The sequence below is a fragment of the Cupriavidus malaysiensis genome (assembly GCF_001854325.1).
Taxonomy (GTDB): domain Bacteria; phylum Pseudomonadota; class Gammaproteobacteria; order Burkholderiales; family Burkholderiaceae; genus Cupriavidus; species Cupriavidus malaysiensis.
The window spans coordinates 448785-474749 of sequence record NZ_CP017754.1; the positions used below are offsets into that span (position 1 = coordinate 448785).

General features: G+C 71.6%; 19 protein-coding genes and 1 pseudogene. 11 read left to right on the forward strand and 9 right to left on the reverse strand.

Annotation, left to right across the window (positions count from 1 at the left end; translation table 11 throughout):
- Window positions 1–235: 235 nt before the first annotated feature.
- Window positions 236–1795 carry a hypothetical protein gene (locus BKK80_RS01825; protein ID WP_156811101.1) on the reverse strand — a complete coding sequence of 520 codons (1560 nt, stop codon included), beginning with the start codon at window positions 1793–1795 and terminating at the stop codon, window positions 236–238.
- 83 nt (window positions 1796–1878) lie between these two features.
- A complete protein-coding gene (locus BKK80_RS01830; protein ID WP_071068525.1) occupies window positions 1879–2721 on the reverse strand; it encodes an IclR family transcriptional regulator in 843 nt (280 codons plus the stop codon).
- Between the two features lie 98 nt (window positions 2722–2819).
- Here BKK80_RS01830 and BKK80_RS01835 point away from each other — a divergent pair, with 98 nt between their 5' ends.
- From BKK80_RS01835 to BKK80_RS01845, 3 genes are all read left to right on the forward strand, one after another.
- Window positions 2820–3860, forward strand: a complete 1041-nt coding sequence (locus tag BKK80_RS01835; protein WP_083383896.1) for a Bug family tripartite tricarboxylate transporter substrate binding protein — start codon at window positions 2820–2822, stop codon at window positions 3858–3860.
- Between the two features lie 119 nt (window positions 3861–3979).
- Window positions 3980–4192, forward strand: a complete 213-nt coding sequence (locus BKK80_RS01840) for a DUF2191 domain-containing protein (protein WP_071068526.1) — start codon at window positions 3980–3982, stop codon at window positions 4190–4192.
- 754 nt (window positions 4193–4946) lie between these two features.
- The gene (locus BKK80_RS01845; RefSeq protein WP_071068527.1) at window positions 4947–5147 is read left to right on the forward strand and encodes a hypothetical protein; all 201 of its coding nucleotides are present in this window, start codon (window positions 4947–4949) and stop codon (window positions 5145–5147) included.
- Between the two features lie 93 nt (window positions 5148–5240).
- Here the strand turns inward: BKK80_RS01845 and BKK80_RS01850 are convergent, their stop codons facing one another.
- A complete protein-coding gene (locus tag BKK80_RS01850; RefSeq protein ID WP_071068528.1) occupies window positions 5241–6794 on the reverse strand; it encodes an MFS transporter in 1554 nt (517 codons plus the stop codon).
- Between the two features lie 288 nt (window positions 6795–7082).
- Between BKK80_RS01850 and BKK80_RS01855 the strand changes: the two genes are divergently transcribed.
- On the forward strand, window positions 7083–7991 hold the full coding sequence (locus tag BKK80_RS01855; RefSeq protein ID WP_071068529.1) for a LysR family transcriptional regulator: 909 nt from the start codon (window positions 7083–7085) through the stop codon (window positions 7989–7991).
- Between the two features lie 328 nt (window positions 7992–8319).
- Here BKK80_RS01855 and BKK80_RS01860 read toward each other — a convergent pair whose 3' ends face one another.
- Window positions 8320–10119 carry a methyl-accepting chemotaxis protein gene (locus tag BKK80_RS01860; RefSeq protein ID WP_071010617.1) on the reverse strand — a complete coding sequence of 600 codons (1800 nt, stop codon included), beginning with the start codon at window positions 10117–10119 and terminating at the stop codon, window positions 8320–8322.
- A gap of 333 nt (window positions 10120–10452) precedes the next feature.
- On the opposite strand from BKK80_RS01860, the pseudogene BKK80_RS01865 reads away from it, so the two are divergent.
- From BKK80_RS01865 to BKK80_RS01875, 3 genes and pseudogenes are all read left to right on the forward strand, one after another.
- Window positions 10453–11922, forward strand: a pseudogene (locus BKK80_RS01865) (M81 family metallopeptidase); the annotation flags it as partial.
- A gap of 209 nt (window positions 11923–12131) precedes the next feature.
- On the forward strand, window positions 12132–12581 hold the full coding sequence (locus BKK80_RS01870) for a DUF3293 domain-containing protein (protein ID WP_071010618.1): 450 nt from the start codon (window positions 12132–12134) through the stop codon (window positions 12579–12581).
- 202 nt (window positions 12582–12783) lie between these two features.
- Window positions 12784–14061: a DUF445 domain-containing protein gene (locus BKK80_RS01875; RefSeq protein WP_071068530.1), complete on the forward strand. Its 1278-nt coding sequence runs from the start codon at window positions 12784–12786 to the stop codon at window positions 14059–14061.
- Between the two features lie 25 nt (window positions 14062–14086).
- On the opposite strand, the gene BKK80_RS01880 is transcribed toward BKK80_RS01875, so the two are convergent.
- Window positions 14087–15106 (reverse strand): zinc-dependent alcohol dehydrogenase family protein, encoded by a 1020-nt coding sequence (locus BKK80_RS01880; RefSeq protein ID WP_071068531.1) that lies wholly within the window; start codon window positions 15104–15106, stop codon window positions 14087–14089.
- Between the two features lie 166 nt (window positions 15107–15272).
- Between BKK80_RS01880 and BKK80_RS01885 the strand changes: the two genes are divergently transcribed.
- The gene (locus tag BKK80_RS01885; protein ID WP_071068532.1) at window positions 15273–16181 is read left to right on the forward strand and encodes a LysR family transcriptional regulator; all 909 of its coding nucleotides are present in this window, start codon (window positions 15273–15275) and stop codon (window positions 16179–16181) included.
- Window positions 16182–16306: 125 nt separating this feature from the next.
- On the forward strand, window positions 16307–17068 hold the full coding sequence (locus tag BKK80_RS01890) for a hypothetical protein (RefSeq protein WP_071010622.1): 762 nt from the start codon (window positions 16307–16309) through the stop codon (window positions 17066–17068).
- Between the two features lie 237 nt (window positions 17069–17305).
- On the opposite strand, the gene BKK80_RS01895 is transcribed toward BKK80_RS01890, so the two are convergent.
- The 4 genes from BKK80_RS01895 to BKK80_RS01910 form a co-directional block, all read right to left on the reverse strand.
- Complete coding sequence (locus tag BKK80_RS01895) at window positions 17306–20407, reverse strand: efflux RND transporter permease subunit (RefSeq protein ID WP_071068533.1); 3102 nt, start codon at window positions 20405–20407, stop codon at window positions 17306–17308.
- A gap of 65 nt (window positions 20408–20472) precedes the next feature.
- Window positions 20473–21639, reverse strand: coding sequence for an efflux RND transporter periplasmic adaptor subunit (locus tag BKK80_RS01900; protein ID WP_071068534.1), 1167 nt, complete (start codon window positions 21637–21639; stop codon window positions 20473–20475).
- The gene (locus BKK80_RS01905; protein ID WP_418235876.1) at window positions 21636–23231 is read right to left on the reverse strand and encodes an efflux transporter outer membrane subunit; all 1596 of its coding nucleotides are present in this window, start codon (window positions 23229–23231) and stop codon (window positions 21636–21638) included. Before BKK80_RS01905 ends, BKK80_RS01900 begins: the two co-directional genes overlap by 4 nt.
- A 309-nt stretch (window positions 23232–23540) precedes the next feature.
- Window positions 23541–24419 carry an NAD(P)-dependent oxidoreductase gene (locus BKK80_RS01910; RefSeq protein WP_071068536.1) on the reverse strand — a complete coding sequence of 293 codons (879 nt, stop codon included), beginning with the start codon at window positions 24417–24419 and terminating at the stop codon, window positions 23541–23543.
- 134 nt (window positions 24420–24553) lie between these two features.
- Here BKK80_RS01910 and BKK80_RS01915 point away from each other — a divergent pair, with 134 nt between their 5' ends.
- Both BKK80_RS01915 and BKK80_RS01920 read left to right on the forward strand, forming a co-directional pair.
- The gene (locus tag BKK80_RS01915) at window positions 24554–25384 is read left to right on the forward strand and encodes an AraC family transcriptional regulator (RefSeq protein ID WP_071010627.1); all 831 of its coding nucleotides are present in this window, start codon (window positions 24554–24556) and stop codon (window positions 25382–25384) included.
- Between the two features lie 219 nt (window positions 25385–25603).
- The gene (locus BKK80_RS01920) at window positions 25604–25945 is read left to right on the forward strand and encodes a nucleotide pyrophosphohydrolase (protein WP_071037648.1); all 342 of its coding nucleotides are present in this window, start codon (window positions 25604–25606) and stop codon (window positions 25943–25945) included.
- Window positions 25946–25965 lie beyond the last annotated feature (20 nt).

Below are 25965 nucleotides of genomic sequence, written 5' to 3' on the forward strand. Positions count from 1 at the left end.
GGCGCAGAAGACCTTCCAATCCCTGATCCGCCAGATCGACAAGCGGCGCCAGCGCCTGCGCGGCTGGGAGGCGACGCTGCCGGTGTTCCAGCAGCGCTATGTCAATGAGCGAGCTGTTCGAGGCGCGTTTCGTGCGCAAGGACGGGACGGACGGGGAGTAAGGCCACACCTGTGGCCGACGGGCGCACCGCGATTCCGCTGGGCATTGCGGAACGCGGTGCGTGGCCACTTGCGCTTAGCGTTCGGCGTACAACAAGCGCACCAGCATCGTCGCCAGATTGGTCTGGGTGGTGGCGTTGTGCACGGCGGTGCTGGTCGGCTGCAGGCCGTCGGTGTCGATGACGCTCTTGTCGGCTTCGATGTTCCACAAGTGGCCGTTTGCCGGGTAGCGCTTGCGTCCGGTGAATGGCGACTCGCTGCCCACCAGGTCCTTGCACACGCCGGGACGCTCCATGGCGTCGACGGCCTTCTGGTTGTACGGGTACTCACGCACTAGTCCGCACATGTCGAGCGTATCGGCACCGGTCTCCACCGCGTAGCGCAACACGAAGAAGTGGAAGGGAGCTGGGGACCAGTAGTCGACGTTGAGCAACCCGGACAAGGTCGCCGGATCTCCGCAGCCGACGGCGTTGCAGTTCGCGAATCCGAGCTGATGCGTCTTGTATGGGCCGAAGTGGCCGATCGTCCTTCCGCTCGAGTCGTCCTCCGGGTGGTCGGGTTGCAGGTTGCCGACGTAGCGGGCGATCGGGTAGGTCCACTTGGTCGCCCAGTCGTCCAGGCTTGTGATGTTCACCCAGGTCGGCTTTCCAGCCGAGGGGGAGAGACGGGCCGGATCCTGGTAGAGGTCGTAGTAGGCATCGGCGCCGATGGCCGCGTTCAAGGTGACGATCAATGCCTTGTCTCCCAGCGGCTGATAGTTCTCGCGGAATTTGGGTAGCAGGGCGCGCGACACCAGCCGGCCGCCGAACGAATGCCCGGTCACCAGCATGCGGCTCGAAGCCGGCCCCGCCTGCACAGCGGCGGCGATGGTGGCGAGGTCCGCGGCAACGGTGCCTTGCGCGATCCGATCTGCGGCGCGGCCACGATCTGCCACCGTGAACACGCTGGGAATCGACGCCTCGATCAGTTCGCCGCGCCAGCCGACATAGATGCCGAGTACGCGGATGTCAGTGCGCCCCGCCCGGGCGAGTGCATCGGCATAGCGCGCAAGCATGTGATCGAAATATTTGACGTTGCCGTCTTCGGTGCTGGCGTTGTGGTGCCAGCCATGCACGTAGACAGCGACCAGCGTGGCCTGGCCGGCGGCGTTCGCGCTCTCGATGCGCTGCCGGATGGCCTGCAGTTGCCCGGGAGCGAACAACTGGCCCGGGGCTTTGCAGGCGGCGCTTTCCAGCTCGCAATATTCGAGGAAGGCCACGCTGAACTTCCGCTCGATGCGCTGGCCTTCTTCACCACGGCTGCTGTCCGGCGGGCAGGTGGCCTCTCGCCCCGAACCGTTCAACGAGCACGACTTGTCGCGGAAGCCGGCAGTCTGGTATTGCTGGTCCGGCACCGTGCTGCATCCCGTAAGCAGCGCGGCAGCGAACAATATGGCGAGAATGGCGCGCATGATCTCTCCCTGTTTCTTATGATCGTTGTCGGATCGGCGCATTCTGTGCCCGCCAATGGGGCAGGCGAATAGCTCGAATGAGGGGCAGTCGTGCTGTCCGGTTTCGAGCATGCTGTCGGGCTTGACTCGCCTGGTTTCGTCGCGGGTGGCGAGGGGCAGGAAATGGCCGTGTTCACTGCTGGCCATGATCTGTGCCGGTTCTCAACGGCGAACGCGCGTCGCCTCGACAAGGGGGGCGCAAGCTTCAGGACGCCCGCCCGCCGCCCCCCTCACGGATGCCACGTCGCCGGCCGCCCGATTTGCATCGGCTCGCGCTGGCTGCCCGCCATCGCGTACGAGAGCCGGTTGGCGGCGTCCATCACGGTCTGCGCCAGTTCCGTCAGCCGCGTTTCGTCCAGGCGCGCGGTCGGGCCGGAGATGCACATCGAGCCCAGCAGCCGCCAGTGCAGCCCGAACACGGGGGCGGAGACGCTGGAGACTTCGGGCTCGCGTTCGCCCAGCGAGAGGTGGAAGCCGCGCCGGCGGATCATTTCGTAGGGTTCGCCGGATTCGCCGGAGAAGGCCAGGATGACGCGTCCCGGGGAGCCGCTGTCGAGCGGCAGGGCGGCGCCGATGCGCACGTGGTGGCGGATCGCCTGCGGGCCTTCCACACGTACCAGGCAGATGCGCTGGCCGCCTTCGCGCACGTAGAAGGAGGCGCTTTCGCCGGTCTGGATGGCGAGTTCGCGCAGCACCGGCTCGACCACTTCCTGCACGTTGAAGGTGGCCTGGTAGCAGGCGCCCAGCCAGCCGGCGGCGCGGCCGAGGCGCCAGCCGCCGTCTTCGGTCTGCACCAGGTAGTGGTCGGCGGCCAGGGTGCGGGCCAGGCGCAGCACGGTGGTCTTGTGGATGCCGGTGCGCCGGCTCAGCTCGGCCAGCGAGAGTTGCGGGTCGTTCACGCCGAAGGCTTCCAGCACGCGCAGCGCGCGCGTGACGGCGCCGACGCCGCCGGTGCTGTCTTCCTGTGCGGCGGGCCCGGCGGGCGGGGGCGCGGCGGCGGTCTCGGGCGTGCTGCGTGGCGCCCGGGCAGGCCGGGATGGCGGGGCGGGCGGAGCGGCCGTCTTGGATTTCATCGCGCAGAACGTGTTTCGCTGTGGGAAACGGCATTGTAGGAGATGAAACGCACGGCAACAATCCGGGGCATAACCACCCATAAGATCCGGAGACATCCATGCGCGCATCCCGCCGTAGCCTGTTCGCCCGCGCCTTCGGCGCCACCCTGGGCGTTCCCCTTCCTGTGGTCCTGAGTGCGGCCTTGAGTGCAGCCCTGACCGTCTTTCCTGCAGCCGCCTCTGCCAGCGCCGGCGGCACCGCTTATCCGTCCCGCCCCATCCGCGTGATCGTGCCGTTCCCGCCGGGCGGCGGCACCGACATCATCGCGCGCGAGATCACCAATACCGTGGCGATGTCGACCGGCTGGACCTTCGTGGTGGACAACAAGCCGGGCTCGGGCGGCAACCTGGGCGTGGATGCCGCCGCCAAGTCGCGCGCCGACGGCTACACCATCGCGCTGGGGCAGACCAGCAACCTCGCCATCAATCCCACGCTGTATCCGCGCCTGCCCTATGACCCGCTCAAGGACCTGACGCCGATCGGCCTGGTGGCCAGCGCGCCGCTGGTGCTGGTGACGCCGGCCGGCTCGCCCTACAAGACGCTGGCCGACGTGGTGCGCGCCAGCAAGGCGAAGCCGGGCGCGCTCAATTTCGCCTCGCCGGGCAACGGCACGGTGGCGCACCTGACCGGCGAGCTGCTGCAGAAGGCCGCCGGCATCCACCTGACCCACGTGCCGTACAAGGGGGTCTCGCAGGCGCTCAATGACCTGCTGGGCGGGCAGGTGCAGCTCTATATGTCGTCGGTGCCGACGCTGCTGGCCCATATCCAGGGCGGCAAGCTGCGCGCGCTGGCGGTCAGCTCGGCCAGGCGCATCGACGACCTGCCGCAGGTGCCGACCATTGCCGAATCCGGCTATCCCGGCTTCGACGCCACCACCTGGTTCGGCTTCGTCGCGCCCGGCGACACACCCAAGGAGGTGGTGGCGCGCCTGAACGCCGCCTTCAACAAGGCACTGCAGTCGCCCGAGCTGGTGCGCAAGCTGGGCGAGCAGGGCGCCGCGGTGCTGGGCGGCACGCCGGAGCAGTTCGGCGCGCGCGTGCGGCAGGACATCGGGCGCTGGGCCACGGTGATCAAGGAGTCCGGCACCAAGCTGGACTAGGTGGAGCTGCGCAGGCGCCGGTCTACCAGGTGCCTTGGTGCAATCTGGGGCTCACGCGATCCTGCCCGCGATGGATACCATCTGGTCTCTCCGGCCGGCATGGCAGCGTGAGGCACCCGATGCAGACCACGATCACGATCGACGACGAGTTGACCCAGCAGGCGCTGGAGGCGCTGGCCTCGGCCGATCCGCCGATGGACGAGGCCGAACTCTTTCGCGAGGCGCTGCGCACCTTCGTGCGGATCCAGGCAGCCAAGCGGCTCGCTGCCTTGGGCGCGCCGGTGCGGGGCCTGCCTGAGGTACCGCTGCGGGCGACGTCCGCGAAGCGCTGAGCGCCCCCCCTTCGTGTGCGGCGCGGGGCGCTCGGCTATCTCTCCCTTCACCTGATCCTCCGGCCCTGAACCCCGGGCGCCGGACCGGCAAGCGCGGCCGCGCTTCGCCCCTTCGCCCTACCTACCTCTGCAGCGGGCCCGCCAGCTGCCCGATATTCGCCCGCCACATGCCTGCCATACCCCGGACATTCCCTTGGTTGTCAGATTTCGTCAGCTTTGCACTCACGCGAGCGGATAGCATGAAGATCGCTAAGAGGATCGGGGCAGGGTACGGAGGGGTCCCAGAGGAGGCGGCGTTGTCAGCCTCCCGCATGCCACCCTGTGCCGGGTCCCGGGCGTTTCCCGCTGCCCCTCGTTACGCCGCCGCGCGGCCGCGTAACGGGGCGGGCCGGTGGAAACGGCCCGCCGCTTTGCCGGAAGTCCGTCCGCGGCTTGTCCCTTACCTTGCCCGAGAAGAGAGCGAGGGCGGGCGCGCCCCCCCACGGTCGGGCTTCCACAAGCGGCCGCCGGCAGGCGGCGAGTACCGGCGGTGCCGAGGCACCGGCCGGTGGCGCCTGCCGGCGGCGGCTGGTCGCCGGATGGCAGCGGTGCTGCCGGCGGCATCCCCGTCGCGGTGACGCGTCGGCGGGGTCATCCAGCGTGCCTGGCGCGCTGTCGTCGGGCGGCGGTCCCGGCCGTGGTGATATACGGCCGGGGCCGCCTGCTTGCCGGCATGCGGTCCGCGGGTCCGCATGCGGGTCTGCATGCGGGCCGGATGGCGGCTGGCCTGGCCGCATCGGGCCGCTCGCTCTCCCGCGACCCGTTTTCCGGCTTCCGGCCCTTCGGCGACGATGTGGTGAAGTCCGCGCTCTTCATGCTCGGCATGACTTCGGCGGCGATGCTGCTGGTGGACCTGCTGTGGCTGAAGGCGTACCGGCGCGCGGCGGATGCCGGGGCGGCGGGCGTGCACGCCTGAGCTGCGGCTGAGCGGTGAGCCCTGGCGGGCCCCGCCGGGCCGGGGCCTGCCCGCGTCCGCGTGACGGTGTCATGGCGCTGCGGCGTCACGGCGTCACGGCGCCGTGGCAGCGCCGGCCGCATCCGGCGCGCTGCGCTCCCGGCCGCTGAGGAAGACGAACACGGCGATCGCGCACAGGGCGGTCACCACCGCCAGCCCGCGCAACAGCAGGCCGAAGGCGTCGGCATAGCCTTGCCGCAGCGTGGCGCCCGCCACCGACGGCAGCCATGCCGCGGCATGGGCGAAGTCCCCGGCGGCAAGTTGCGCTGCGGCTTGTGCGGCGTCATATGCCGTCCGGCCCGCGTCGGCCGCCGGCATGCCCGCCAGCAGGCGCTGCTGCGTCAACGCGGCCAGCACGGCGCTGACCACCGCCAGCGCGATGCCCTCGCCGGCCACCCGCGTGGTGCTGAAGATGCCGGTGGCCATGCCGGCGCGCTCCTTGGGTACCACGCTGACCGAGAGTCCATCCATCAGGCCCCAGGGCAGGGCGGTGCCGAGGCCGATCAGCAGCAGCGGCGCCAGCGCGGCCGGGCCGGCGCCCGCGCGCAGCGCGAGGCTGAGCCACCAGAGGCCGCCCGCCGCGAGCAGCAGGCCGAGGCCGCAGAGGATGCCGGGCGCGAGCCAGCGCGTGAGCGCGGCGGCCGCCAGCGGTACCACCAGCATCGGGCCCGACAGCGCCAGCATCATCCAGCCGGCATCGATCTCATCGAAGCCCTCGACGCCGATCAGGCGCAGCGGCAGCAGCACCAGCAGCACGATGTAGCCGTAGCAGGTGGCGATCGGCAGCACCTGCACGCCGACGAAGCGCGCATAGCGGAACAGGGAGAGATCCAGCATCGGCCGCGGTGCGCGCCGCTCCACCGCGACGAAGGCGGCCGCCAGCAGCGCGGCGGCGCCGAGCAGCCCGATCACCAGCGGGCTGGACCAGCCGCTCTCGGGCGCCTGGATCAGGCCGAAGGTGAAGCAGGACAGCGCACCGGTGAAGGTGGCCGTGCCGGCGCGGTCCAGCCCGCCGGCGTGCGGGTCGCGCGATTCGCGCAGGCGCGGCACGCCGACGGCCAGCGCCAGCGCGCCGGCTGCCGCGCTGCTGAGGAAGATGGCGCGCCAGCCGACCGTGTGGATCAGCCAGCCGGCCAGCACCGGGCCGAAGGCCAGGCCGATGCCGAAGGTGGTGCCCAGCAGGCTGAAGGCACGTGTGCGCGCCGGGCCGTCGAATTCCTGCGCCAGCGCGGCGGTGCCGCCCGCCAGTGCCGCCGCCGCGGCCACGCCTTGCGCCGCGCGCAGCAGGTCGACCGCCCATAGCGATGGCGCCAGCCCGAGGGCGAGCGAGCACAGGGCGAAAGCGGCCGTGCCCAGCGCGAACAGCCGCTTGCGGCCGTAGCGGTCGGCCAGCGTGCCGGCCGCCATCAGCAGGCTGCCGAAGGTCAGCATGAAGGCATTGGTGATCCAGCGCAGCGCCACCGCGCTGCCGCCCAGATCGCGGCCGATGGCCGGCGTGGCGACGGCGCCGCCGGAAAAGCTGAGGGGCAGGGCGAGCGCCGCGAGGCAGACCGCCGCAAGAATGGCGAGCCGGCGCCGCGCGGGGCCGGCCGGGTGGGGGTGATCCATGGTCGCTCCTGGATGGGTTGGAAGGGCCTGGGGAAGGTGGCCGGCGCGCTGTCGTGCCCGCTGTCGTGCCTGCCGTCGTGCCTGCCGTCGTGCCATATGGCCGGGGCCGCGCCGGGCGAGCGATGAACGATAGAGGGGAATGAATCAGGGAAAAACCACGCCAGCTTCCGCTGACTGCGGAATAGAATTCCGCAATGCATGCGCGGACCGAAGCCGGACCGGCCGCGCGCGGGACGGCCGGGCATTGCCGGCCGGCCTGCCGATGTGCCGGCAATCATCGGAGCGACCATGAATGATCAGGCAGGCGCGGACCCGCTCGGCGGCATCGCCGCCTTCGTCCGCGCGGCCGAGGCGCTCAGCTTCGTGGCCGCGGGCCGCGCGCTGGGCATTTCCGCCTCGGCGGTGGGCAAGACCGTTGCCCGGCTGGAGCGCTCGCTGGGCGTGCGCCTGTTCCATCGCACCACGCGCCGCGTCACGCTGACCGAGGAGGGGCGCCACTTCTACGCCAGCTGCCGGCGCGCGCTCGACGAACTCGACGAGGCGCGCGCCACGCTGTCCGCCGCCGCCGAGCGCCCGCGCGGGCGCCTGCGCGTCAGCCTGCCGGCGATCGGCTACCGCTTCCTGCTGCCGGTGCTGCCGGAATTCGCGCAGCGCTATCCCGAGGTCGAGCTGGACCTCGATTTCAACGATCGGCTGGTGGATGTCATCGAAGGCGGTTTCGACGCGGTGATCCGCAGCGGCACGCTCAGCGACTCCAGCCTGCTGGCGCGCCGCCTCGGCCCCTTCCGCTTCAAGCTGTGCGCCACGCCCGGCTATCTCGCCGCCGCCGGCACGCCGCGCACGCTGCGCGAGCTGGTGGCGCATGCCTGCGTGCGCTACCGCTTCCCGACCACCGGCAAGCTGCAGCCCTGGGCGCTGGCGGACGACGGCGGCGAGCCGCCGGACCTGCGCACGGCGATGACCTGCAACAACATGGAAGCCCTGCGCGGCGCGGTGATGGCCGGCTTCGGCATCGGCTACATGCCCGACTTCCTGGTGCGCGACGCGATCGAAGCGGGGCAGCTCGTGCCGGTGCTGGATGCGCACTGCAAGGCGCCGGGGCAGTTCTCCATCCTGTGGCCATCGAGCCGGCAGCTGTCACCCAAGCTCAGGGTGTTCGTCGATTTCGCTTGTGCGAGGTTGTTTCAGGAGGTTTGAGTGGAGGCGGGTTGGGAGCGCGTTGGCGGCTTCGTCTGTGCGCTCGCGTGCTGGACCACACCGAGGGCTTCGCTGGATGTGGCGCCTTGCTAAACCACCCCTCACCCCCACCCTCTCCCCATGCGGGGAGAGGGAGCCAAGACCTCGTGCTTGGCGCGCGGTGTTGGCGTATCTCGTCGGCTTCGTCCAGCGCGACCTGGTTCGCACCGCGCTGTTTCGCTCCCCTCTCCCGCTTGCGGGAGAGGGGCGGGGGTGAGGGCCGGCGCCCGCACCAAGCGACAACGCGCCGCCGCGCCGCATCGCCGCAGCGCCGCCGCTGTCTCCAGCCTCAGTGCAGCCGGAACCCCCCCACCACGCCCGCCAGGCTGGCGGCCTGCGTCTGCAGTGCTTCGGCGGCGGCGGACGATTGCTCCACCAGCGCGGCGTTCTGCTGCACCATCTGGTCGAGCTGGCTGACGGCCTGGTTCACTTCCTGGATGCCGCGCGTCTGTTCGCCGGCGGCCTGCGAGATCTCGGAGATGATGCGGCTGACCTTGCCGACGTCGCCGACGATGCGCTGCATGGTGTCGCCGGCACGGCGTACCTGGCCGGAGCCGGTGCTGACGCTGCCCACGGTGCTTTCGATCAGGGTCTTGATCTCCTTGGCGGCCTGGGCGCTGCGCTGGGCCAGCGCGCGCACTTCGCCGGCCACCACGGCGAAGCCGCGGCCCTGTTCGCCGGCGCGGGCGGCTTCCACCGCGGCGTTGAGCGCCAGGATATTGGTCTGGAAGGCGATGCCCTCGATCACGCCGATGATGTCCGAGACCTTGACCGCGGCCTGTTCGATGGCGCCCATGGTGACGATGGCGTCCTGGATGGCGCTGCCGCCGTTGCCGGCGCCTTGCGCGGCGGCAACGGCGAGATGGTCGGCCTGCTGGGCGGAGCTGGCGGACTGGCCGACGGTGGCGGTGATCTGCTCCATCGAGGCGGCGGTCTGCTGCAGGCTGGCGGCGGCGGATTCGGTGCGGCGCGACAGGTCGTTGTTGCCGGCGGCGATCTCGTCGGCGGCGGCATGCACGGAGGCGCTGGCGTCGCGGATCTGGCGCATCACGCCGGCGAGCTGGTCGGCGAAGGCGTTGAAGGCCTGGGCGATCTGCGCGGTCTCGTCGCGGCCGTCGGCGGGCAGGCGGCGCGTGAGGTCGGCTTCGCCGCGGCCGATGTCGCGCATGGCATCGCGGATCTGCGTCAGGCGGCGGAAGGAGACCCCGGTGGCGCCGGCCACGATGATGGCGGCCAGTACCGCGATCACCACCAGCGCCAGCAGCGAGGTCCACAGCACCGAGCGCATTCCGGCGCCGGCCTCGGCCTGGTCCATCGCCAGCACGGCGAGCCAGTCGGTGCCCGGCACCGGGCGCGCGAACAGCAGCTTGGCCACGCCGCCCGCCTGCACCGGCAGCGGCGCCTCGGCGCCGGCCAGCGCGGCGAGCTTGCCGGTGTCCAGCGCGGGCACGAGGTCGGTCACGGGCTTGAGCGTGAGCTTGTCGTCCGGGTGCGCGACGATCTCGCCGCTGCGCGCCACCAGCATGCCGAAGCTGGCCGGGGTGGGGCGGATGGACTTGACGTTGGCCACCACGCTGTCCATGTTGACGTCGCCCGAGACCACGCCCTTGAGCTCGCCGTCCTTCAGCACCGGCACGGCGAAGGCCACCACCAGCTTGCCGGTGCCGGCGTCCACGTAGGGCGGCGTCACCACCGGCTTGCCGGCCTTGGCGGCCTGCTGGTACCAGGGGCGCACGGTGGGGTCGTAGCCGGGCGGGATGCCGGTCGGGTTGGAGAAGCGGGCGGTGTGGTCGGCATAGCCGACGTAGACGTTGGTGAAGCCGCCGGCGGCCGCCACCAGCTTGAGCGCGGCCTCGGGCTCGGGCTGCAGCACGGCGTCCTGCAGCGACACGATCATCTGCACGTGGCCGGCCACCCATTCGCCCATGGCTTCCACGTGGCCGCCTTCGATGGCGGACAGCGTTTCGCTGATGGAGGCGTCGTTGTAGCGGTCGGCGACGACGTAGTTGAGGATGGCATTGATGGTCAGCGCTGCCACCACGATGGCCACGGATAGGGCCACGATGCGGGCGCGTAGGGATGCGAACATGGATGAGTGCTCCTGTGCTGTTGCCCGGGTAGGGCGGGGGGCGCGGCAAATCGGAGGGATTTACGGCCCGCCCGGCGCGGACTTGAGGGGCGACGGCGTAATGTCTGGACATTTTTGCGGCTTCGCCTGGATTCGTGCCATATGCGCCACTTGTGGTGTCTGGTGCGGTGCACTTGTGGTGCCGGCTCCGGCACGAGGCGGCAGTCCTGCGGGGCCAGCGTGCAAGTGGCAATTCCGCCATTTCCAGCCGGCGCGGCTGTCGCTAGACTGAGGCTCATCGCAGCGCATCCCGACCGTCGTCGCCACAGCCATCCCCAGGAGCCATCCCCCGCCATGAGAATCCTGATCGCCCGCCTCAACCACGAGACCAACACCTTCTCGCCCATCGCCACGCCGCTGGCATCCTTCCATCCGCGCTACGGCGAAGATGCCTGCCGCGCCAGCCGGGGCACGCGCACGGCCATCGCCGCCTTCATCGACCTGGTCGAGGCGGCCGGCCATACGCCGGTGGTGGCGCTGGCGGCCGGCGCCAACCCGAGCGGCACGGTCGCGGCCGCGGCCTATACCGCGCTGTGCGACGCCATCGTCGCCGCCGCGCCCGGCTGCGACGCGGTGATGCTGGACCTGCACGGCGCCATGGTGGCGGAGAACAGCGACGACGGCGAAGGCGATCTGCTGGAGCGGCTGCGCGCGGTGCTGCCGCAGGCGCCCATCGCGGTCTCGCTGGACCTGCACGGCAACGTCACGCAGAAGATGGTCGACCACGCCGACGTGATGGTCAGCTTCAAGACCTATCCGCACGTCGACATGTACGAGAGCGGTGCGCACGCCGGCCGCCTGCTGCTGGCCGGGCTGCGCGGCGAGGCGCGTCCCGCGCTGGCGTGGCGGCGCCTGCCGCTGCTCAGCCACACCCTGCGCAGCGCCACCGCCGAAGGCGCGATGCGGCGCGCGGTGGAGGCCGCGCAGCGCATGGAGGCGCAGGGCATGCTGGCGGTGTCGGTGCTGGCCGGCTTCAGCCTGGCCGATATCGCCGCGCCCTGCCTCAGCGTGCTGGCGGTGGCCGATGGCGATGCCGCCGCCGCGCAGGCGGCCGCCGACCGCCTGGCCGCGCAGATCTGGCAGGAGCGCGCCGGCTTCGTCTACGAGAGCGAGCCGCTGGCGCAGTCGATCGCGCGCGCGGCGGCGCTGGCCGCGGGCGGCGGCAGCGGCCCGGTGCTGCTGCTCGACCATGGCGACAACTGCATGTCAGGCGGCACCTGCGACGACATGGCGGTGCTGCGCGAAGCCTTGCGCCAGGGCCTGCACGGCATCGCCGTGGGGCCGCTCAACGATGCGCAGGCGGTGGCCGCGCTGGCCGCGGCCGGCGTCGGCGCCAGCGTCACGCTGCCGGTTGGCAACAAGGTGCCGCTGGCGCAGCTCGGCCTGTTCCCTGAGCCGCTCGTGCTGAGCGGCCGCGTCGCCGCCCTCAGCGACGGCGAGTACACCATCAGCGGCCCCACCTATACCGGCGAGCGCATCCGCATGGGCCGCAGCGCGCTGCTCGACACCGGGGCCGCGCTGGTGATCGTCACCGAGACGCCGCAGGAGCACTGGGACCTGGGCATCTTCACCCATATCGGCGTGGACCCGCGCGCGCAGCGCTTCCTGCTGCTGAAGTCGCGCATGTACTGCCGCCCGGTGTTCGTGCCGATCGCGCGCGCGGTGGTGGAGTGCGACGGCGGCGGCGTGACCAGTTCGCGCTATGCGCAGTTTCCGTTCCGCAAGCTGGCGCGGCCGGTGTATCCGCTGGAGGCGGAGGTGGCCGCCGATGCGGCAATCGCTGCGGCAACCGATGCCGCAACCGATGCTGCAACCGATGCGGAACCCGGCGCGGCGGCCGGCCGCTGAAGCGCGCCGCGCGTGGCCTTGACGTTGCGCGAAGCGCCATGCTCCAATCGGAAGCCCTGATTCCATGGGGACGGTGGCAACGGCGTTCCGCCCGCGCAGCCGCCCCGGCCGATGCGAGTCCTGCCGTGTCCCCCAACACCACCACCGCTATCGATGCCGCCACGCTCCAGGCCTACCTGGAGACTCACTACCGCGTGCGCGGCGGCATGCCGTTCACGATGCGCATCGGCGAGCGCTGCGAGGCGCTGGCCGTGCTGCACGCCTCGGCGGGCGTGCGCTGCAGCGCCTTCATCACGGCCTGGAACCCCTATAGCCAGCCCGATCCCGACGCCGCCGCCAATGCCGCCGCCAATGCCGTGCGCCAGCAGGCGCTGGCACAGGGACTGATGCGCACGGGCCTGCGCTATATCGATGGCATCGGCCAGCACCCCAGCAATGGCTGGGCCGGCGAGGAAAGCCTGCTGGTGCTGGGCCTGGCGCGCGAGGCGGCCGAGGCGCTGGGCCGGCACTATGGGCAGAACGCCATCGTCTGGAGCGGCGCCGACGCGGTGCCGCAACTGGTGCTGCTGCGGTAGCGCTGCTGCGCTGGCAAGGCGGCACGGGCCGGCCGCCGATGCCTGCCGCGGCCAGCCACCGTTCACCCGCACCACCATCGCACCACCACCGCACCACCACCGCACCACCACCGCACCACCACCGCACCACCACCGCACCACCGCGCCGCCCGGTGCGACAATGCCCGCCTGACTTCCCGCTGGACTTCCCGCCGCGTCGCCGATGGACAAGGAAACCGAACTCAAGCGCAGCAAGGCGCGCGCCCTGGCCCTGCTGGGGCTGTCGGCGCTGGTCTTCGCCATCACCGCCTGGCTGCCGCCGGGCTTCGCCGTCGGCTGGATCAAGGCCGTCGCCGAGGCCGCCATGGTGGGCGCCCTGGCCGACTGGTTCGCCGTGGTGGCGCTGTTCCGGCGCGTGCCGATTCCGCTGGTGTCGCGCCACACCGCCATCATTCCCGCCCACAAGGATGAGATCGCCGACAACCTGGCGGCCTTCGTCAAGGACCGCTTTCTCGACGATGCCTCGCTGGTGGGGCTGATCCGCAAGCACGATCCCGCGCAGCGGGCGACCGACTGGCTGCAGTCGCCCGACCATGCCGCGCGCCTGGGCACCTATGCCACGCGGCTGCTGGGCGGCGCGCTCGCGGTGATGGACGACGAGCGCATCCGGGGCTTCGTGCGTGCGGCGGTGCGTACCGCCATCGGCAAGGTGGACTGGTCGCGCACCGCCGGCATCGCGCTGGAGAGCCTGACGCGCGGCGGCCGCCACCAGGAGCTGCTGGACGCCGGCATCGAGCAGTTGCTGGCGCTGCTGCGGCAGCCGCAGACCCAGGCCTTCATCGCCGCGCGCATCGTCGAGTGGCTCAAGCGCGAGCATCCGCTCAAGGAGAAGGTGCTGCCGTCGGAGTGGATCGGCGCCAATGGCTCGGAGCTGATCGCCGACGCGCTGCGCAGCGTGCTCGACCAGGTCGGCAACGATCGCGGCCATGTGCTGCGCCAGCGCTTCGACGAAGCGGCGGCGCGGCTGGTCGAGCGTCTCAAGCATGACCCTGCCTTCCTCGAGCGGGCCGAGGCCATCCAGCGCTACGTGCAGGACGATGCCGCCTTCAATGCCTATGTCGGCCAGCTGTGGGACGAACTGCGCGGCTGGCTGCGGCAGGACCTGGAGCGCGACGACTCGCTGCTGCGCGCGCGCGTGCGGGAGGCCGCCGGCTGGCTGGGCGGCGCGCTGGCGCAGGATCCGGCCCTGCGTGCCTCGCTCAACGGCCGGCTGGAGGAGGCGGCGCGCGCCATGGCGCCCGAGTTCGCGCAATTCCTCACGCGCCATATCCGCGATACGGTGCGCAACTGGGACGCGGCCGAGATGTCGCGGCTGATCGAGCTGCACATCGGCAAGGACCTGCAGCGTATCCGCGTCAACGGCACGGTGGTGGGCGCGATGGTCGGCTGCGTGCTGTATCTGCTGTCGCACGCTGCCGAGCTGTGGCGCATGGCGGGGTAGCTACGCGCGGGAGCGACCCGCCGGGCTACTCCACGCCCTGCACCACCACCTTGCCGAAATGCCGCCCGGCCTCCAGGTGGGCATAGGCTTCGGCGGCGGCGTCGAAGGCGAACACGCGGTCCACCACCGGGCGGATGCGGTTCACTTCGACGAAGCGGGCCAGCGCCTCGAGCATGGCGCGGCTGCCGACCAGGATGCCGGCGATGCGCTTGGCGCCGCCGATCAGCGCCAGCGGCGCGAGGGTGGTCTCACCGAAGCCGCTGACGCCGCCGATCAGCGCCACTGTGCCGCCCAGGCGCGTGGCCGCCAGCGAACGCGCGAAGGTGCCTTCGCCGCCGACTTCGAGTGTCAGGTCGACGCCGCGGCCGCCGGTCAGGCGCAGCACCTCGTGCTGCCAGTCGGGCGTGGTGCGGTAGTTGATGGTGGCGTCGGCGCCGAGCGCGCGGGCGCGCGCCAGCTTGTCGTCGCTGGAGGAGGTCAGCACGGCGCGCAGTCCGGCCGCCTTGGCGATCTGCAGGGCCAGGATGGAAACCCCGCCGGTGCCCAGCAGCAGCACGCTGGCGCCGGGCTGCAGCCCGCCGGCGGCGAACAGGGCGTTCCAGGCCGTGGTGCCGGCACAGGACAGCGTGGCGGCCTCGGCATAGTCCAGGTGCGCGGGCATGGCCACCAGCGCCTGTTCGGGCACGACGAAGGCCTCGGCCAGCGTGCCATGGAAGTGCGTGCCGAAGGAGCCCGCGGTCTTGGCCGGGTCGGGCTCGCCGTCGATCCAGCCGGGGAAATAGCTGTGGATGACGCGGTCGCCGGGACGGAAGCGGGTCACGGCCGCACCCGTGGCGACCACCTCGCCGGCACCGTCGCCCAGCGGGACCAGCGGCTCCCACCCCCGGTTCAGGTAGTTGCCGCGCGCGAACATCAGGTCGCGGTAGTTGAGGGCGGCGGCACGCATGCGCACCACGACCTCGTGCGGGCCGGGCTGCGGGGTGGGCAGGTCGATGCGTTCCAGGCCGGACAGGCCGGCGCCGGGGGTGAGTCGATAGGCCTTCATGGGGCGCTCCAGGGTGGGTTTGCGGCCGGGCGGGACGTCATCGGGATGCCATCGGGATGCCATCGGGACGTGCGCCTGCCGTCGATCTGTTGCTACGATATCGGAGCGCTGTACGATGCATTGGATAGATTTTGTCTGCCAATCGGTTCCATAGAAGATGCAATCCATGAATGACAAGCTGGATGGGGTGGGAGTCTTCGTCGCGGTGGCGGAGGCCGGCAGCTTCGCCGTGGCGGCGCAGCGCCTGGGCGTGACGCGCTCGGCGGTGGGCAAGCAGGTCGCCCGCCTCGAGCAGCGCCTGGGCGTGCGCCTGTTCCACCGCACCACGCGGCGCCAGAGCCTGACCGACGACGGCCAGTCCTACTACGAGCACTGCGTGCGCGCGCTGGCCGAACTGGCGGCGGCCGAGGCCGGCTTCGAGAGCGGGCGCTGCGAGCCGTCCGGCCGGCTGCGCGTCGCCGTGCCGGTCCTGTTCGGGCGGCACTGCGTGGCGCCGGTGCTGCAGGCGCTGGCGCAGCGCCATCCCGCGCTGGAGGTGGAGGTCTGCTTCTCGGACCGCATCGTCGACCTGGTGGAGGATGGCTTCGACCTGGCGGTGCGGGTCGGGCCGCTGCCCGATACCACTGCGCTGGCGGCGCGGCGCCTGGGGGTGCAGCACATGAGCATCTGCGCCGCGCCGGCCTACCTGGCCCGCCACGGGCACCCGCGCAGCGTGGCAGACCTGGACGGCCACGCCGGCATTGCCTACGTGCGGGCCGGGCGGCCGATGCCGTGGCTGCTGCGCGGGGAGGATGGCGCGCCGGTCGAGTCGCGCATCGCCAGCCGGCTGCGCTTCGACGACCTGCAGGCCATCGCCGACGCGGCGATCGCCGGCGCCGGGCTGGCCTGGCTGCCCTGCTGGCTGGTCGCGCCCGCCTTGCGCGACGGCCGGCTGGCGCTGGTGAGCGGCGACGATGCCGTGGTGCCGGCCGATATCCACGCGCTGTGGCCGCATTCGCGCCGCCTGCCGCTGCGCGTGCGCGTGGCCATCGACGCCCTGGTCGAGGAACTGCCGCGGCGCCTGGCCCATGCCTGAACGGGCGGTAACCGCCACCGCGAGGTAGCGTTGCGCCGGATCCGGGTGCTATGGTGGAAGCCGGGCAGGCGGAAGGCCGCTGTGCGCTGCGGACCGGCCTGCGACGGACCACAGGAGAGCCGGCCATGGCATACAACGACCTCATCCTTGCCGCCGCCCGGCACGGACATGCCGAGCCGGCGCCGCACGAGCCGTCGCGGCCCGCGCGCATGGCGGTCCAGCGCTGGGGCTTCTCGGAAGCGGAGACGCTGGGCGTGCTGGCCGATTGGCCGGCGCTCGACGGCGCGCTGGAGTGGCAGCTGGCCGAGCGGGCACGCACGCGCTCCGACGCGATGGTGCACCTGGTCGATGCCGCGCGCCTGGCGGGCGCGGCGGGCGCGGCATGGAGCGCGATGGGGCCGGTCGATGCCATGCGCCGCGCACGCACGGCAGGACGCCTCGAGCTGGCGCTGGTGCTGGGGCAGGCCTCGCACCTGCCCATGGTGCGGGCCGGCTGCTGGGTACTGGCCGGCGCGCGCAGCCTGGCCGACGCCATGATGATCCTGGTGCGCGCCACCCTCGGCGAGGCCGCGCCCGCAGGCGCCGCGCGCCAGCGGCTGCATCTGCTGCGCGAACTGGCCGCGCTCGACGCCAGTTGCATCCTGCTGCAGCGCGAGGCGGAAGATGCCGCGCAACTGGCCGATCGCATCCGTACCGATGCCGGCGCCCTGCTGGACGGCTATGCCAAGCCGGCGTGGCTGTGCGCGGCCGGGCCCGACAGCGCGCTGGACGTGTTGCGCAACCATCCGGGCCTGTCGCCGCGCCGGCTGCGCCTGACGCCAGCGCCGCCGGCCACCTGCCGCGTGGACCTGGTGGTGGCGTTTCCCTGGCCGGACCTGGTGCGCTGAGCGGAGCCACCAGAGCCACCAACACCGAGCGCCAAGCACGAGGTCTTGGCTCCCTCTCCCCGCATGCGGAGACGGCGGGGGTGAGGGGTGGTTTAGCAAGGTGGCACATCCAGCGAAGCCCTTGGTGTGATCCCACCCGCCACGGCCTGCCAGCGCCTGCCCTCACCCCCGGCCCCTCTCCCGCAGGCGGGAGAGGGGAGAAAACCAGCGCGGTGCGCGGGCCGCCGCGCGGCACGTTCACGGCACGGCCGGCGTCTGCGGCTGCGCTGCCTCCGTGGCGTCTTCGCCGATGGCGCCGGCGCGGCGGGCTTCGTGGTGGTGGTCGGCGGCCAGGAACATATACATCGCCGGCACCACGAACAGCGTGAACAGCGTGCCGATCGACAGCCCGGTGAAGATCACCAGCCCCATCGCGTGGCGGCCGGCGGCGCCGGCGCCGGAGGCGAACACCAGCGGGGCCACGCCGAGCACCATGGCGAAGGTGGTCATCAGGATCGGGCGCAGGCGTACCGAGGCGGCGTGTTCGAGCGCTTCGCGCTTGCTCTGGCCGGCGCGCTGCAGTTCGTTGGCGAACTGCACGATGAGGATGCCGTGCTTGCTGATCAGTCCCATCAGCGTGACCAGCCCGACCTGGGTGTAGATGTTCAGCGTGGCCAGTCCCAGGTTGATGAAGATCAGCGCGCCGAACAGCGCCATCGGCACCGAGACCAGGATCACCACCGGGTCGCGGAAGCTTTCGAACTGCGCGGCCAGCACCAGGAACACGATGATGGTGGCGAACAGCAGCGTGATGACGAAGCCGCCGGACTCCTGCGCGAACTGGCGCGACGGCCCGGCATAGTCGATCGAGTAGCCGCCCGGCGCCGCTTCCACCGTCATCTGGCGCAGCGCGGCCAGCACCTCGCCCTCGGTGGCGCCGGGCACCGGCACGCCGGAGATGGTGGCGGAATTGAGCTGCTGGAAGTGGTTGATCGACTCCGGCACCACCTTGTGCTCGAGCCGGGCCACGGTGCTGGCCGGCACCACGCCGGCGCCGGGCGTGTTGATGTAGTAGTCGAGGATCTGCGACGGGTTCAGGCGGTCGACCTGCAGCACCTGCGGGATCACCTTGTACGAGCGGCCGGCGATGGAAAAGTAGTTGACGTAGCCGCCGCCGAGCGCGGCGGTCAGCGTGGCGCCGACATCGGCCTGGGTCAGGCCCAGCGAGCCGACCTTGTCGCGGTCGACCACCACCGTGCTCTGCGGCTTGTCCAGCTTGAGGTCGCTGTCGACGAAGAAGAACATGCCGCTGGCGCGCGCCTTGGCCAGCACCGCCTGCGAGACCTCGTTCAGGTTCTGGAAGGGCTCGGTGGTGTTGATGACGAACTGGATCGGCAGGCCCTGCGAGCCGGGCAGCGGCGGGAACTGGAAGGCCGCCACGCGCGCGCCGGCGATGCTGTTCCACTTCTGCTGCAGCACCTGCTGCAGTTCGAGCGCGCCGCGGCTGCGCTTGTCCCAGGGTGTCAGCAGCACGCCGCCGATGCCCTGGTTGAGCGTGGGCGTGCCGGTGAGCTGGAACATCTGCGCATACTCGGGAAGATCCTTGGACAGCGCGAAGACCTGGTCGGCATAGGTCTGCATCTGCTGGATGGTGGCGTTCGGCGGGCCTTGTATCTGCGACAGCACCAGGCCCTGGTCTTCCTGCGGCGCCAGTTCCGTCTTGGAGGTCATGAACAGGTAGACCGTGCCCGCCAGCAGCAGCGCGCCCATCACCACCAGCACCACCCAGGTGTCGAGCAGGCTGGAGAGCATGCGCCGGTAGCCGTGGTGCACGCGGTCGAACTGGCGGTCGATGAACTGCACGAAGGTGCCGGACTCCTGCTCGGCGCTGAAGAAGCGCGCGCACATCATCGGCGACAGCGTCAGCGCCACCACGCCGGAGACCGCCACCGCGCCGGCCAGCGTGAAGGCGAACTCGGTGAACAGCGCGCCGGTCAGCCCGCCCTGGAAGCCGATCGGCACGTACACCGCCACCAGCACCACCGTCATCGCCAGGATGGGGCCGCCCAGCTCGCGCGCCGCGATCAGCGCGGCCTCCAGCGGCGGGCGGCCTTCCACCTTCATGTGGCGGTCGACGTTCTCCACCACGATGATGGCGTCGTCCACCACCAGGCCGATGGCCAGCACCAGCGCCAGCAGCGTCAGCAGGTTGATCGAGTAGCCCAGCGCCAGCATCACGAAGAAGGTGCCGATCAGCGACAGCGGCATGGCGATCACCGGGATGGCCACCGCGCGCAGGCTGCCCAGGAACAGGAAGATCACCAGCGTGACGATCAGCAGCGCTTCCACCAGCGTCTTGATCACTTCGTGGATCGAGGTGGTGACGAACTCGGTGGCGTCGTAGACGATCTTGCCGGTCAGGCCGGTGGGCAGCTGCGCCTGGATCGAGGGGAAGATCCTGCGCACGCGCGCGGCCACGTCGAGCACATTGGCCTGCGGCGCGGTCTTGATGCCGATGAAGACCGAGCGCTTGCCGCTGAAGGCCACGCTGAAGTTGTAGTTGTCGGCGCCCAGCACCACGGTGGCCACGTCCTGCAGCCGCACCAGCGCGCCGTTCTTCGACTTCACCACCAGCTGCTTGAATTCGTCGACGCTGTGCAGGTCGGTGTTGCTGGTGATGTCCACGCTGACCATCTGGCCCTTGGTGTTGCCCAGCGCGGCCAGGTAGTTGTTGTTGCTCAGCGCGGTGTAGACGTCGGCCGCAGTGACGCCGTAGGCGGCCAGCCGTTGCGGGTCGAGCCAGGCGCGCAACGCGAACTGGCGCGCGCCGAGGATCTCGGCGGTCTGCACGCCTTCGACCGAATCCAGGCGCGGCTTGACCACGCGCAGCAGGTAGTCGGTGACGCTGTTGCCGGGCAGCACGTCGCTGTAGAAGCCCATGTACATGGTGTCGGTGGTCTGCCCCACCTGCACCGTGATGACGGGCTGCTGCGCCTGCGGCGGCAGCTGGTTGCGCACCGAGCTGATCTGCGTGCTGATCTCGGTCAGCGCGCGGTTGGCGTCGTAGTTCAGGCGCAGCGTGCAGGTGATGGTGGAGATGCCGGTGGTGCTGGCCGACGACATGTAGTCGATGCCCTGCGCCTGCGCGATGGCGGCCTCCAGCGGCTGCGTGATGAAGCCGGCCACCGTCTCGGCGTTGGCGCCGTAGTAGGCGGTGGTGATGGTGACCACCGCGTTCTCGGTGTGCGGATACTGGCTGACCGGCAGGCTCGCCAGCGAGCGCAGGCCCAGCACGAGGATCAGCAGGCTGACCACCGAGGCCAGCACGGGGCGCTTGATGAAGAGGTCGGTGAGGTTCATCGCGGCACGCTCGCTATGACGATGTAATGGTGTGGCGGTATGGCGGTCGGCGCGCGCGGCCGCGCCTACTGTTCCTGCGGCGCCGGGTTGGGCGCGTCCGCCGGCCGCACCGAGTTGTCGATCACCAGGCGCGTGCCGTTCTTCAGCTTGAGCTGGCCGCTGGTGACCACCTGGGTGCCCTCGGCCACGCCTTTCTCGATGGCGACCTGGTCGCCACGCGTGGGACCGACGGTGACGAACACCTGCTGCGCCACCGGCATTGGCGCGGCGGGCTTGCCGCCGGGCGCGGGCGGCGGCGCTTCGCCGGGCCTGGGCGCGGGCGCCGGCTGCACGACGAAGATGGTGGCGCCGTAGGGGTTGTAGGTGATGGCGGTCTGCGGCAGTGTCAGGCGGCGCTGCGGCGTGCCCACGTCGATGCGCACGGTGGCGTACATGCCGGGCAGCAGGCGGCCATCGTGGTTGTCGAGCAGCGCCTCCACCTGCACGTTGCGGGTGGCGGTGTCGACCTTGGGATTGATCGATGTGATCCTGCCGGGGAAGGGCAGGCCCGGCCAGGCATTGCTTTCGGCGCGCACGGCCTGTCCCACGGCGAGCTGGCCGATGTCCTGCTGCGGCAGCGTGAAGTCGGCGTAGATGGGGTCGATGGCCTGCAGCGTGACGATGGCGTCGCCGGGGTTCAGGTACTGGCCGGGGTTCAGGGTGGTGATGCCCAGCTTGCCGTCGAAGGGCGCGCGGATGGTCTTCTTGGCCACCGTGGCGGTCTGCTGCGCGACCTGGGCGCGCTTGCTCTTGAGATCGGCGGCGTCGGCGTCCAGCGTGGCCTTGGCGATCACCTTGATGTCGTACTGGGCCTTGTCGCGGTCGTAGACCGTCTGCGCCAGCTCGGCGGCGGCCTGCAGCGCCTGCAGCTGCGCCACGTCGGCATCGGCGTTGAGCTGCACCAGCACCTGGCCGGCGCGTGCCTGCGCGCCCGAGGTGAAGTGGACCTGGCGCACCAGGCCGGCGATCTCGGTGGTGACGTCGACGCCGCGCACCGCGCGCAGGCTGCCCACCGCCGACAACTGCGGCTGCCACACCTGGTAGCTCGCGCGCGTGGCGCTGACGGTGGCCGGCGGCGCCGCGTTGCCCGCCATGAACTTCTTGAACATATACGCCTTGAACAGGTTGAAGCCGACCAGCGCCGCCAGCAGCAGGCCGACGCCGAGCAGCATGATCGCCATCCGTTTCTTCATTGCCTGGTCTCCACGGCCGGGCCGGCCGATCTGGCGGATATGGCCGCTGCCGTCGCGGGGGCGCTGCCGGCGGCCGTCGCCCGCGGTGTTGCCAGCTGGGCGGCCTCCGGTGCGACCTCCGGTGCGGCCTCCGGCGCCGGCACGGTGGCGGGCGGCCGTACGTCCGGGTCCTGGCGGGCATTCCACCAGCCGCCGCCCACGGCCTGGTAGAGCGCGGCGGTATCGGCGTAGCGGGCCGCCTGCGCCTGCACCAGGCTCAGCACCGTCTGCTGGTACTGGCGCTGCGCGTCGAGCAGGGTCAGGTAGCTGACCGCGCCCAGCCGGTACTGCTGCCGGCTCAGTTCCAGCGAGGCCTGCGCGGCGGCGGCGGCGTCCGCCTGGGCCGCCAGCGCGTGCGCGTCGTTGTCGAGCGCGCGCAGCGTGTCGGCCACGTTCTGGAAGGCCAGCAGCACGGTCTGGCGGTACTGGGCGTCGGCCTGCTCGAAGGCGGCCTGGGCCGCGCGCCGCTGCGCGCTGAGCTGGCCGCCGTGGAAGAGCGGCTGCAGCACGCCGGCGCCCAGGCTCCACACGGTGTTGGCCGAGCGGAACAGGCCGGCCGGCGTCAGGGCCTCGGCGCCGTAGCTGCCGGTCAGCGTGAGCTTGGGATAGAGCGCGGCGGTGGCCACCCCCACATTGGCGCTGGCCTGGTGCAGCAGCGCGTCGGCGGCGAGGATGTCGGGCCGCTGCCGCACCAGCTCGGACGGCAGGCTGGCCGGCAGGTCGCGCGGCAGCGAGAAGTCGGCCAGCGCGAAGCGCGGCAGCGTGTCGTCGCTGGGCGGCCTGCCGGCCAGCACGGCGAGCTGGTGGCGAGTCTGCTCCAGCGCCTGGCGCAGCGGCGGCAGGGTCGCCCGCGTCTGCGCCAGCGTGGTGCGCTGCGCCAGCACCGCGGCCTGGTTGACGCCGCCCAGCGCGAACTGCCGTTCCAGCAGGTCGAGCTGCTGCTGCTGGTCGGCGGCGATCTGCAGCGTGGCGTCGATCTGCGCGCGCAGCGAGGCCTCCCTGACGGCGGCGGTGACGAGGTTGGCGGTCAGCGCCAGGTAGGCGGCCTGCCACTGGTACTGCTGGTAGTCGATCCGCGCGCGCAGTCCCTCCAGCTCGCGCCGCGTGCCGCCGAACAGGTCGAGCGTGTAGGAGACGTTGACCGAGGCGTTGTAGAGCGTGAACTCCTCGCTGGCGCCGGGCACGCCGAAGCTCAGCCCGGACACGCGCGAGCGCTGCGCGCCGAGCTGGCCGTCCACGCCCGGCAGCAGCTTGCCGCCGGCGGTGGCGCGGTAGTTCTCGCGCGCCTGGCGCAGCGCGGCGCGCGCGGCATCTAGGTTGGGGCTGTTGGCGAGGGCGTCGCGGATCAGGGCGTCGAGCGGGGCGCTGCGGAACAGCGACCACCAGTCGCCGGGGATGGCCTCGGCGGCGACGAAGCGCTGCGCGGCACCGGCATCGCCCGCCATGCCGGGCGTGGCCACGGTGCGGGCGGGCAGGGGTTGCGGGGTGACGCGGTCGCCCGCGGGCGGCGCCGGCGAATGGTAGTCGGGCCCCACGGCGCAGGCTGCCAGCAAGATGCCCGCCGCACCGATCACCGCTGCCTTCCCTGTGCGCTGCCCGAACCGCCGGCAGACGACAACACCCGGCACGTCGTCCATCCGCTTGCCCCCCGCCACGGCATGCCGCGAAGCGGGCCGTGAAAGACACTGCGTTCGGCAAGCCTAGCGCAATTTGGCGGCCCGGGTTAGCTCAAGTCACTCATCGGACGGATTGCGCCGCATCCGGCACGCTGCCCGGCGCAGCGGAGCGTTGCCAGCGGCACACGGCATCGGTCCAGTGTCTCCGTGTGGCGCATGCGGTTCCCCGTGCGCGGTGCGCTGCCTTCAAGCGCCGGCATCGGTGCGCGCCTCGATGGCGCGCACCACGGCCACCATGTCGGCCTGCGCCAGGCCCAGCGCCAGCGTCTCGCCGTAGAGTGCATGGCACACGTCCAGCAGCGGCGAGGCGATGCCGGCGGCGCGCGCGGCCTCGGCCACCAGCCGGTTGTTCTTCAGCACGTCGGGGATCGCGGCCTGCACCTCGAAGTCCTCGGCCACCAGCTTGGCGGCCTTGATGCGCGACACGGCGCTGGCCATCGGGCCGGCATCCAGCACGGCCTGCCAGCGCGCCATGTCGAGGCCGTGGCGGCGGGCGAAATGCGAGGCCTCGGCCAGGCCGGTGACCATGGTGATCAGGAACAGGTTGACGGCCAGCTTCATCAGCAGCGCCGCGGGCACCGCGCCGCATTCCACCACCTGGTGGCACATCGGGCGCAGCAGCGGCAGCACCTCGGCCACGTCGCCGGCCTCGCCCGCCACCATCGCGACCAGCTGGCCGGCCTCGGCCGGCTTGCGCGAGCCGGACACCGGTGCCTCCACGTAGCGGCCGCCGGCGGCGCGGATGTCGTCGCCGAGCGCGCGCGAGTACTGCGCCGAGGTGGTGCCCATATTGACCACCAGGCGGCCGGCCACGCGCGCGGCGAAGGCGGGCGTGGCGCGGCCCAGCGCCGCATCCATCGCCGCGTCGTTGGCGAGCATCAGGATCACGATGGGTGCCTGGCGGAACACTGCCGCGCAGTCCTCCGCCACCGTGGCGCCGGCCTCGCGCAGCGGCGCGCACTTGTCGGCGCTGCGGTTCCACACCACCAGCGGCGTGCCCGCGCGTGCCAGGTTGAGCGCCATGGGCTGCCCCATCACGCCCAGGCCGATGAATCCGATTGCCATGTCTGTCGTCTCCTTGGATGGGCCGGGCCCGGCGCCGCCTGCCCGCATGCTTGCGCCGTGGATTGGCGCTATGCTGGGCAGCCGCGGCGGGCAGACCGTCGAGGACCACTTTAGGCCGGCTTGGAGGAGGTGTCTTGAACGATTGTGCACGGCCGCCCGGCGCGGGCGGCAACCGCATCCGCATGGGCCGCGGCGGCGCCGGCATCGAGCGCGCCGAAGCCTTCTTCCACGGGCAGGCCTTCGCGCCGCACCGCCACGACACCTATGCCATCGGCGTCACCACGGCCGGCGTGCAGACCTTCCGCTACCGCGGCGAGCGCCGCGTCTGCCTGCCGGGGCAATGCCACATCCTGCACCCCGATGAACTGCACGACGGCGGCGCCGGCACCGAGGCGGGCTTCGGCTACCGCATCGTCTACGTCGATCCGGGCCTGGTCCAGCAGGCGCTGGGCGGCCGCCCGCTGCCCTTCGTGCGCGCGCCGGTGGTGGGCGGCGCGCTGCTGCCGGAAGGCTTCTCCAGCGGGGTCTGGGATCTCGACGGCGAGATCGACGCGCTGGCGCGCGTGGAGATCGCGGTGGCGGTGGCCAACCTGCTGGTGGCCGCCTCCGGCGGCACGCCCCTGCGGCCGGGCGCGCGCGCGCTCGATGCCGTCCAGCGCGTGCGCGAACTGATCGCCGCGACCCCGGCCGAACGCCATGCGATGGAGACGCTGGAGCGCGCCAGCGGGCTCGACCGCTGGACCCTCGCGCGCCAGTTCCGCGCCCTGTTCGGCACCAGCCCCGGCCGCTTCCGCACCCAGCGCCAGCTCGACCTGGTGCGGCGCCTGCTGGCCGCCGGCACCCCCGCCGGGGCTGCCGCGCTGGAAGCGGGATTTGCCGACCAGAGTCATATGACGCGGCACTTCAAGCGCGCCTATGGGCTGACGCCGGCGGCGTGGGCGGCGGCGCTGTCGGGGCGGGGGTAGGGTGATGGTGGCTCTGTTGGCTTCGATCAGCACGACAGGATTCGCACCGCGCCGGTCCGCTCCCCTCTCCCGCCTGCGGGAGAGGGGCCGGGGGAGAGGGCAGGCGCCCGCCAGCCGCGCAGACCATCGCGCCACCACCGCCTTGCCCCGTCCACCGCAAACCATGCTTCAATACGCCCCGAACCGTTGTCTTGCGCGCCCGCCGGGGCGCTTGTCGCCATGTCCCTGATCGATCTCCGCAACCTCCAGCAAGCCGCCGCCGCTTTCGGCGAGGCGCGTGGCTGGGGCAAGTATCACAGTCCCAAGAACCTGGCCATGGCCTTGTCCGTCGAGGTGGCCGAGCTGGTCGAGATCTTCCAGTGGCAGACCGAGGACGAATCGCGCGAGGTGATGGCCGGCGCCGAGCGCGAGCATGTGGAGCAGGAGCTGGCCGACATCACGATCTACCTGGCGCAGCTGGTGACCGCGCTGGGGGTGGACCTGGACGCGGCGGTGCGGGCCAAGATGGAGCGCAACGCGCGCAAATATCCCGCCCCCGCCCCCGCCCCCGGCGGCGAGTAGGCCGGGAGGCGCCGGCCGCG

Excerpts from the sequence above, each read along its gene's own strand:
- BKK80_RS01835 (WP_083383896.1), top strand. The coding sequence starts at position 2,820 with ATGCGCGCATCCCGCCGTAGCCTGTTCGCCCGCGCCTTCGGCGCCACC.
- BKK80_RS01880 (WP_071068531.1), bottom strand. The coding sequence starts at position 15,106 with ATGAAGGCCTATCGACTCACCCCCGGCGCCGGCCTGTCCGGCCTGGAA.
- BKK80_RS01840 (WP_071068526.1), top strand. The coding sequence starts at position 3,980 with ATGCAGACCACGATCACGATCGACGACGAGTTGACCCAGCAGGCGCTG.
- BKK80_RS01885 (WP_071068532.1), top strand. The coding sequence starts at position 15,273 with ATGAATGACAAGCTGGATGGGGTGGGAGTCTTCGTCGCGGTGGCGGAG.
- BKK80_RS01895 (WP_071068533.1), bottom strand. The coding sequence starts at position 20,407 with ATGAACCTCACCGACCTCTTCATCAAGCGCCCCGTGCTGGCCTCGGTG.
- BKK80_RS01850 (WP_071068528.1), bottom strand. The coding sequence starts at position 6,794 with ATGGATCACCCCCACCCGGCCGGCCCCGCGCGGCGCCGGCTCGCCATT.
- BKK80_RS01860 (WP_071010617.1), bottom strand. The coding sequence starts at position 10,119 with ATGTTCGCATCCCTACGCGCCCGCATCGTGGCCCTATCCGTGGCCATC.
- BKK80_RS01845 (WP_071068527.1), top strand. The coding sequence starts at position 4,947 with ATGGCGGCTGGCCTGGCCGCATCGGGCCGCTCGCTCTCCCGCGACCCG.
- BKK80_RS01875 (WP_071068530.1), top strand. The coding sequence starts at position 12,784 with ATGGACAAGGAAACCGAACTCAAGCGCAGCAAGGCGCGCGCCCTGGCC.
- BKK80_RS01855 (WP_071068529.1), top strand. The coding sequence starts at position 7,083 with ATGAATGATCAGGCAGGCGCGGACCCGCTCGGCGGCATCGCCGCCTTC.
- BKK80_RS01825 (WP_156811101.1), bottom strand. The coding sequence starts at position 1,795 with ATGGCCAGCAGTGAACACGGCCATTTCCTGCCCCTCGCCACCCGCGAC.
- BKK80_RS01830 (WP_071068525.1), bottom strand. The coding sequence starts at position 2,721 with ATGAAATCCAAGACGGCCGCTCCGCCCGCCCCGCCATCCCGGCCTGCC.
- BKK80_RS01910 (WP_071068536.1), bottom strand. The coding sequence starts at position 24,419 with ATGGCAATCGGATTCATCGGCCTGGGCGTGATGGGGCAGCCCATGGCG.
- BKK80_RS01900 (WP_071068534.1), bottom strand. The coding sequence starts at position 21,639 with ATGAAGAAACGGATGGCGATCATGCTGCTCGGCGTCGGCCTGCTGCTG.
- BKK80_RS01920 (WP_071037648.1), top strand. The coding sequence starts at position 25,604 with ATGTCCCTGATCGATCTCCGCAACCTCCAGCAAGCCGCCGCCGCTTTC.
- BKK80_RS01890 (WP_071010622.1), top strand. The coding sequence starts at position 16,307 with ATGGCATACAACGACCTCATCCTTGCCGCCGCCCGGCACGGACATGCC.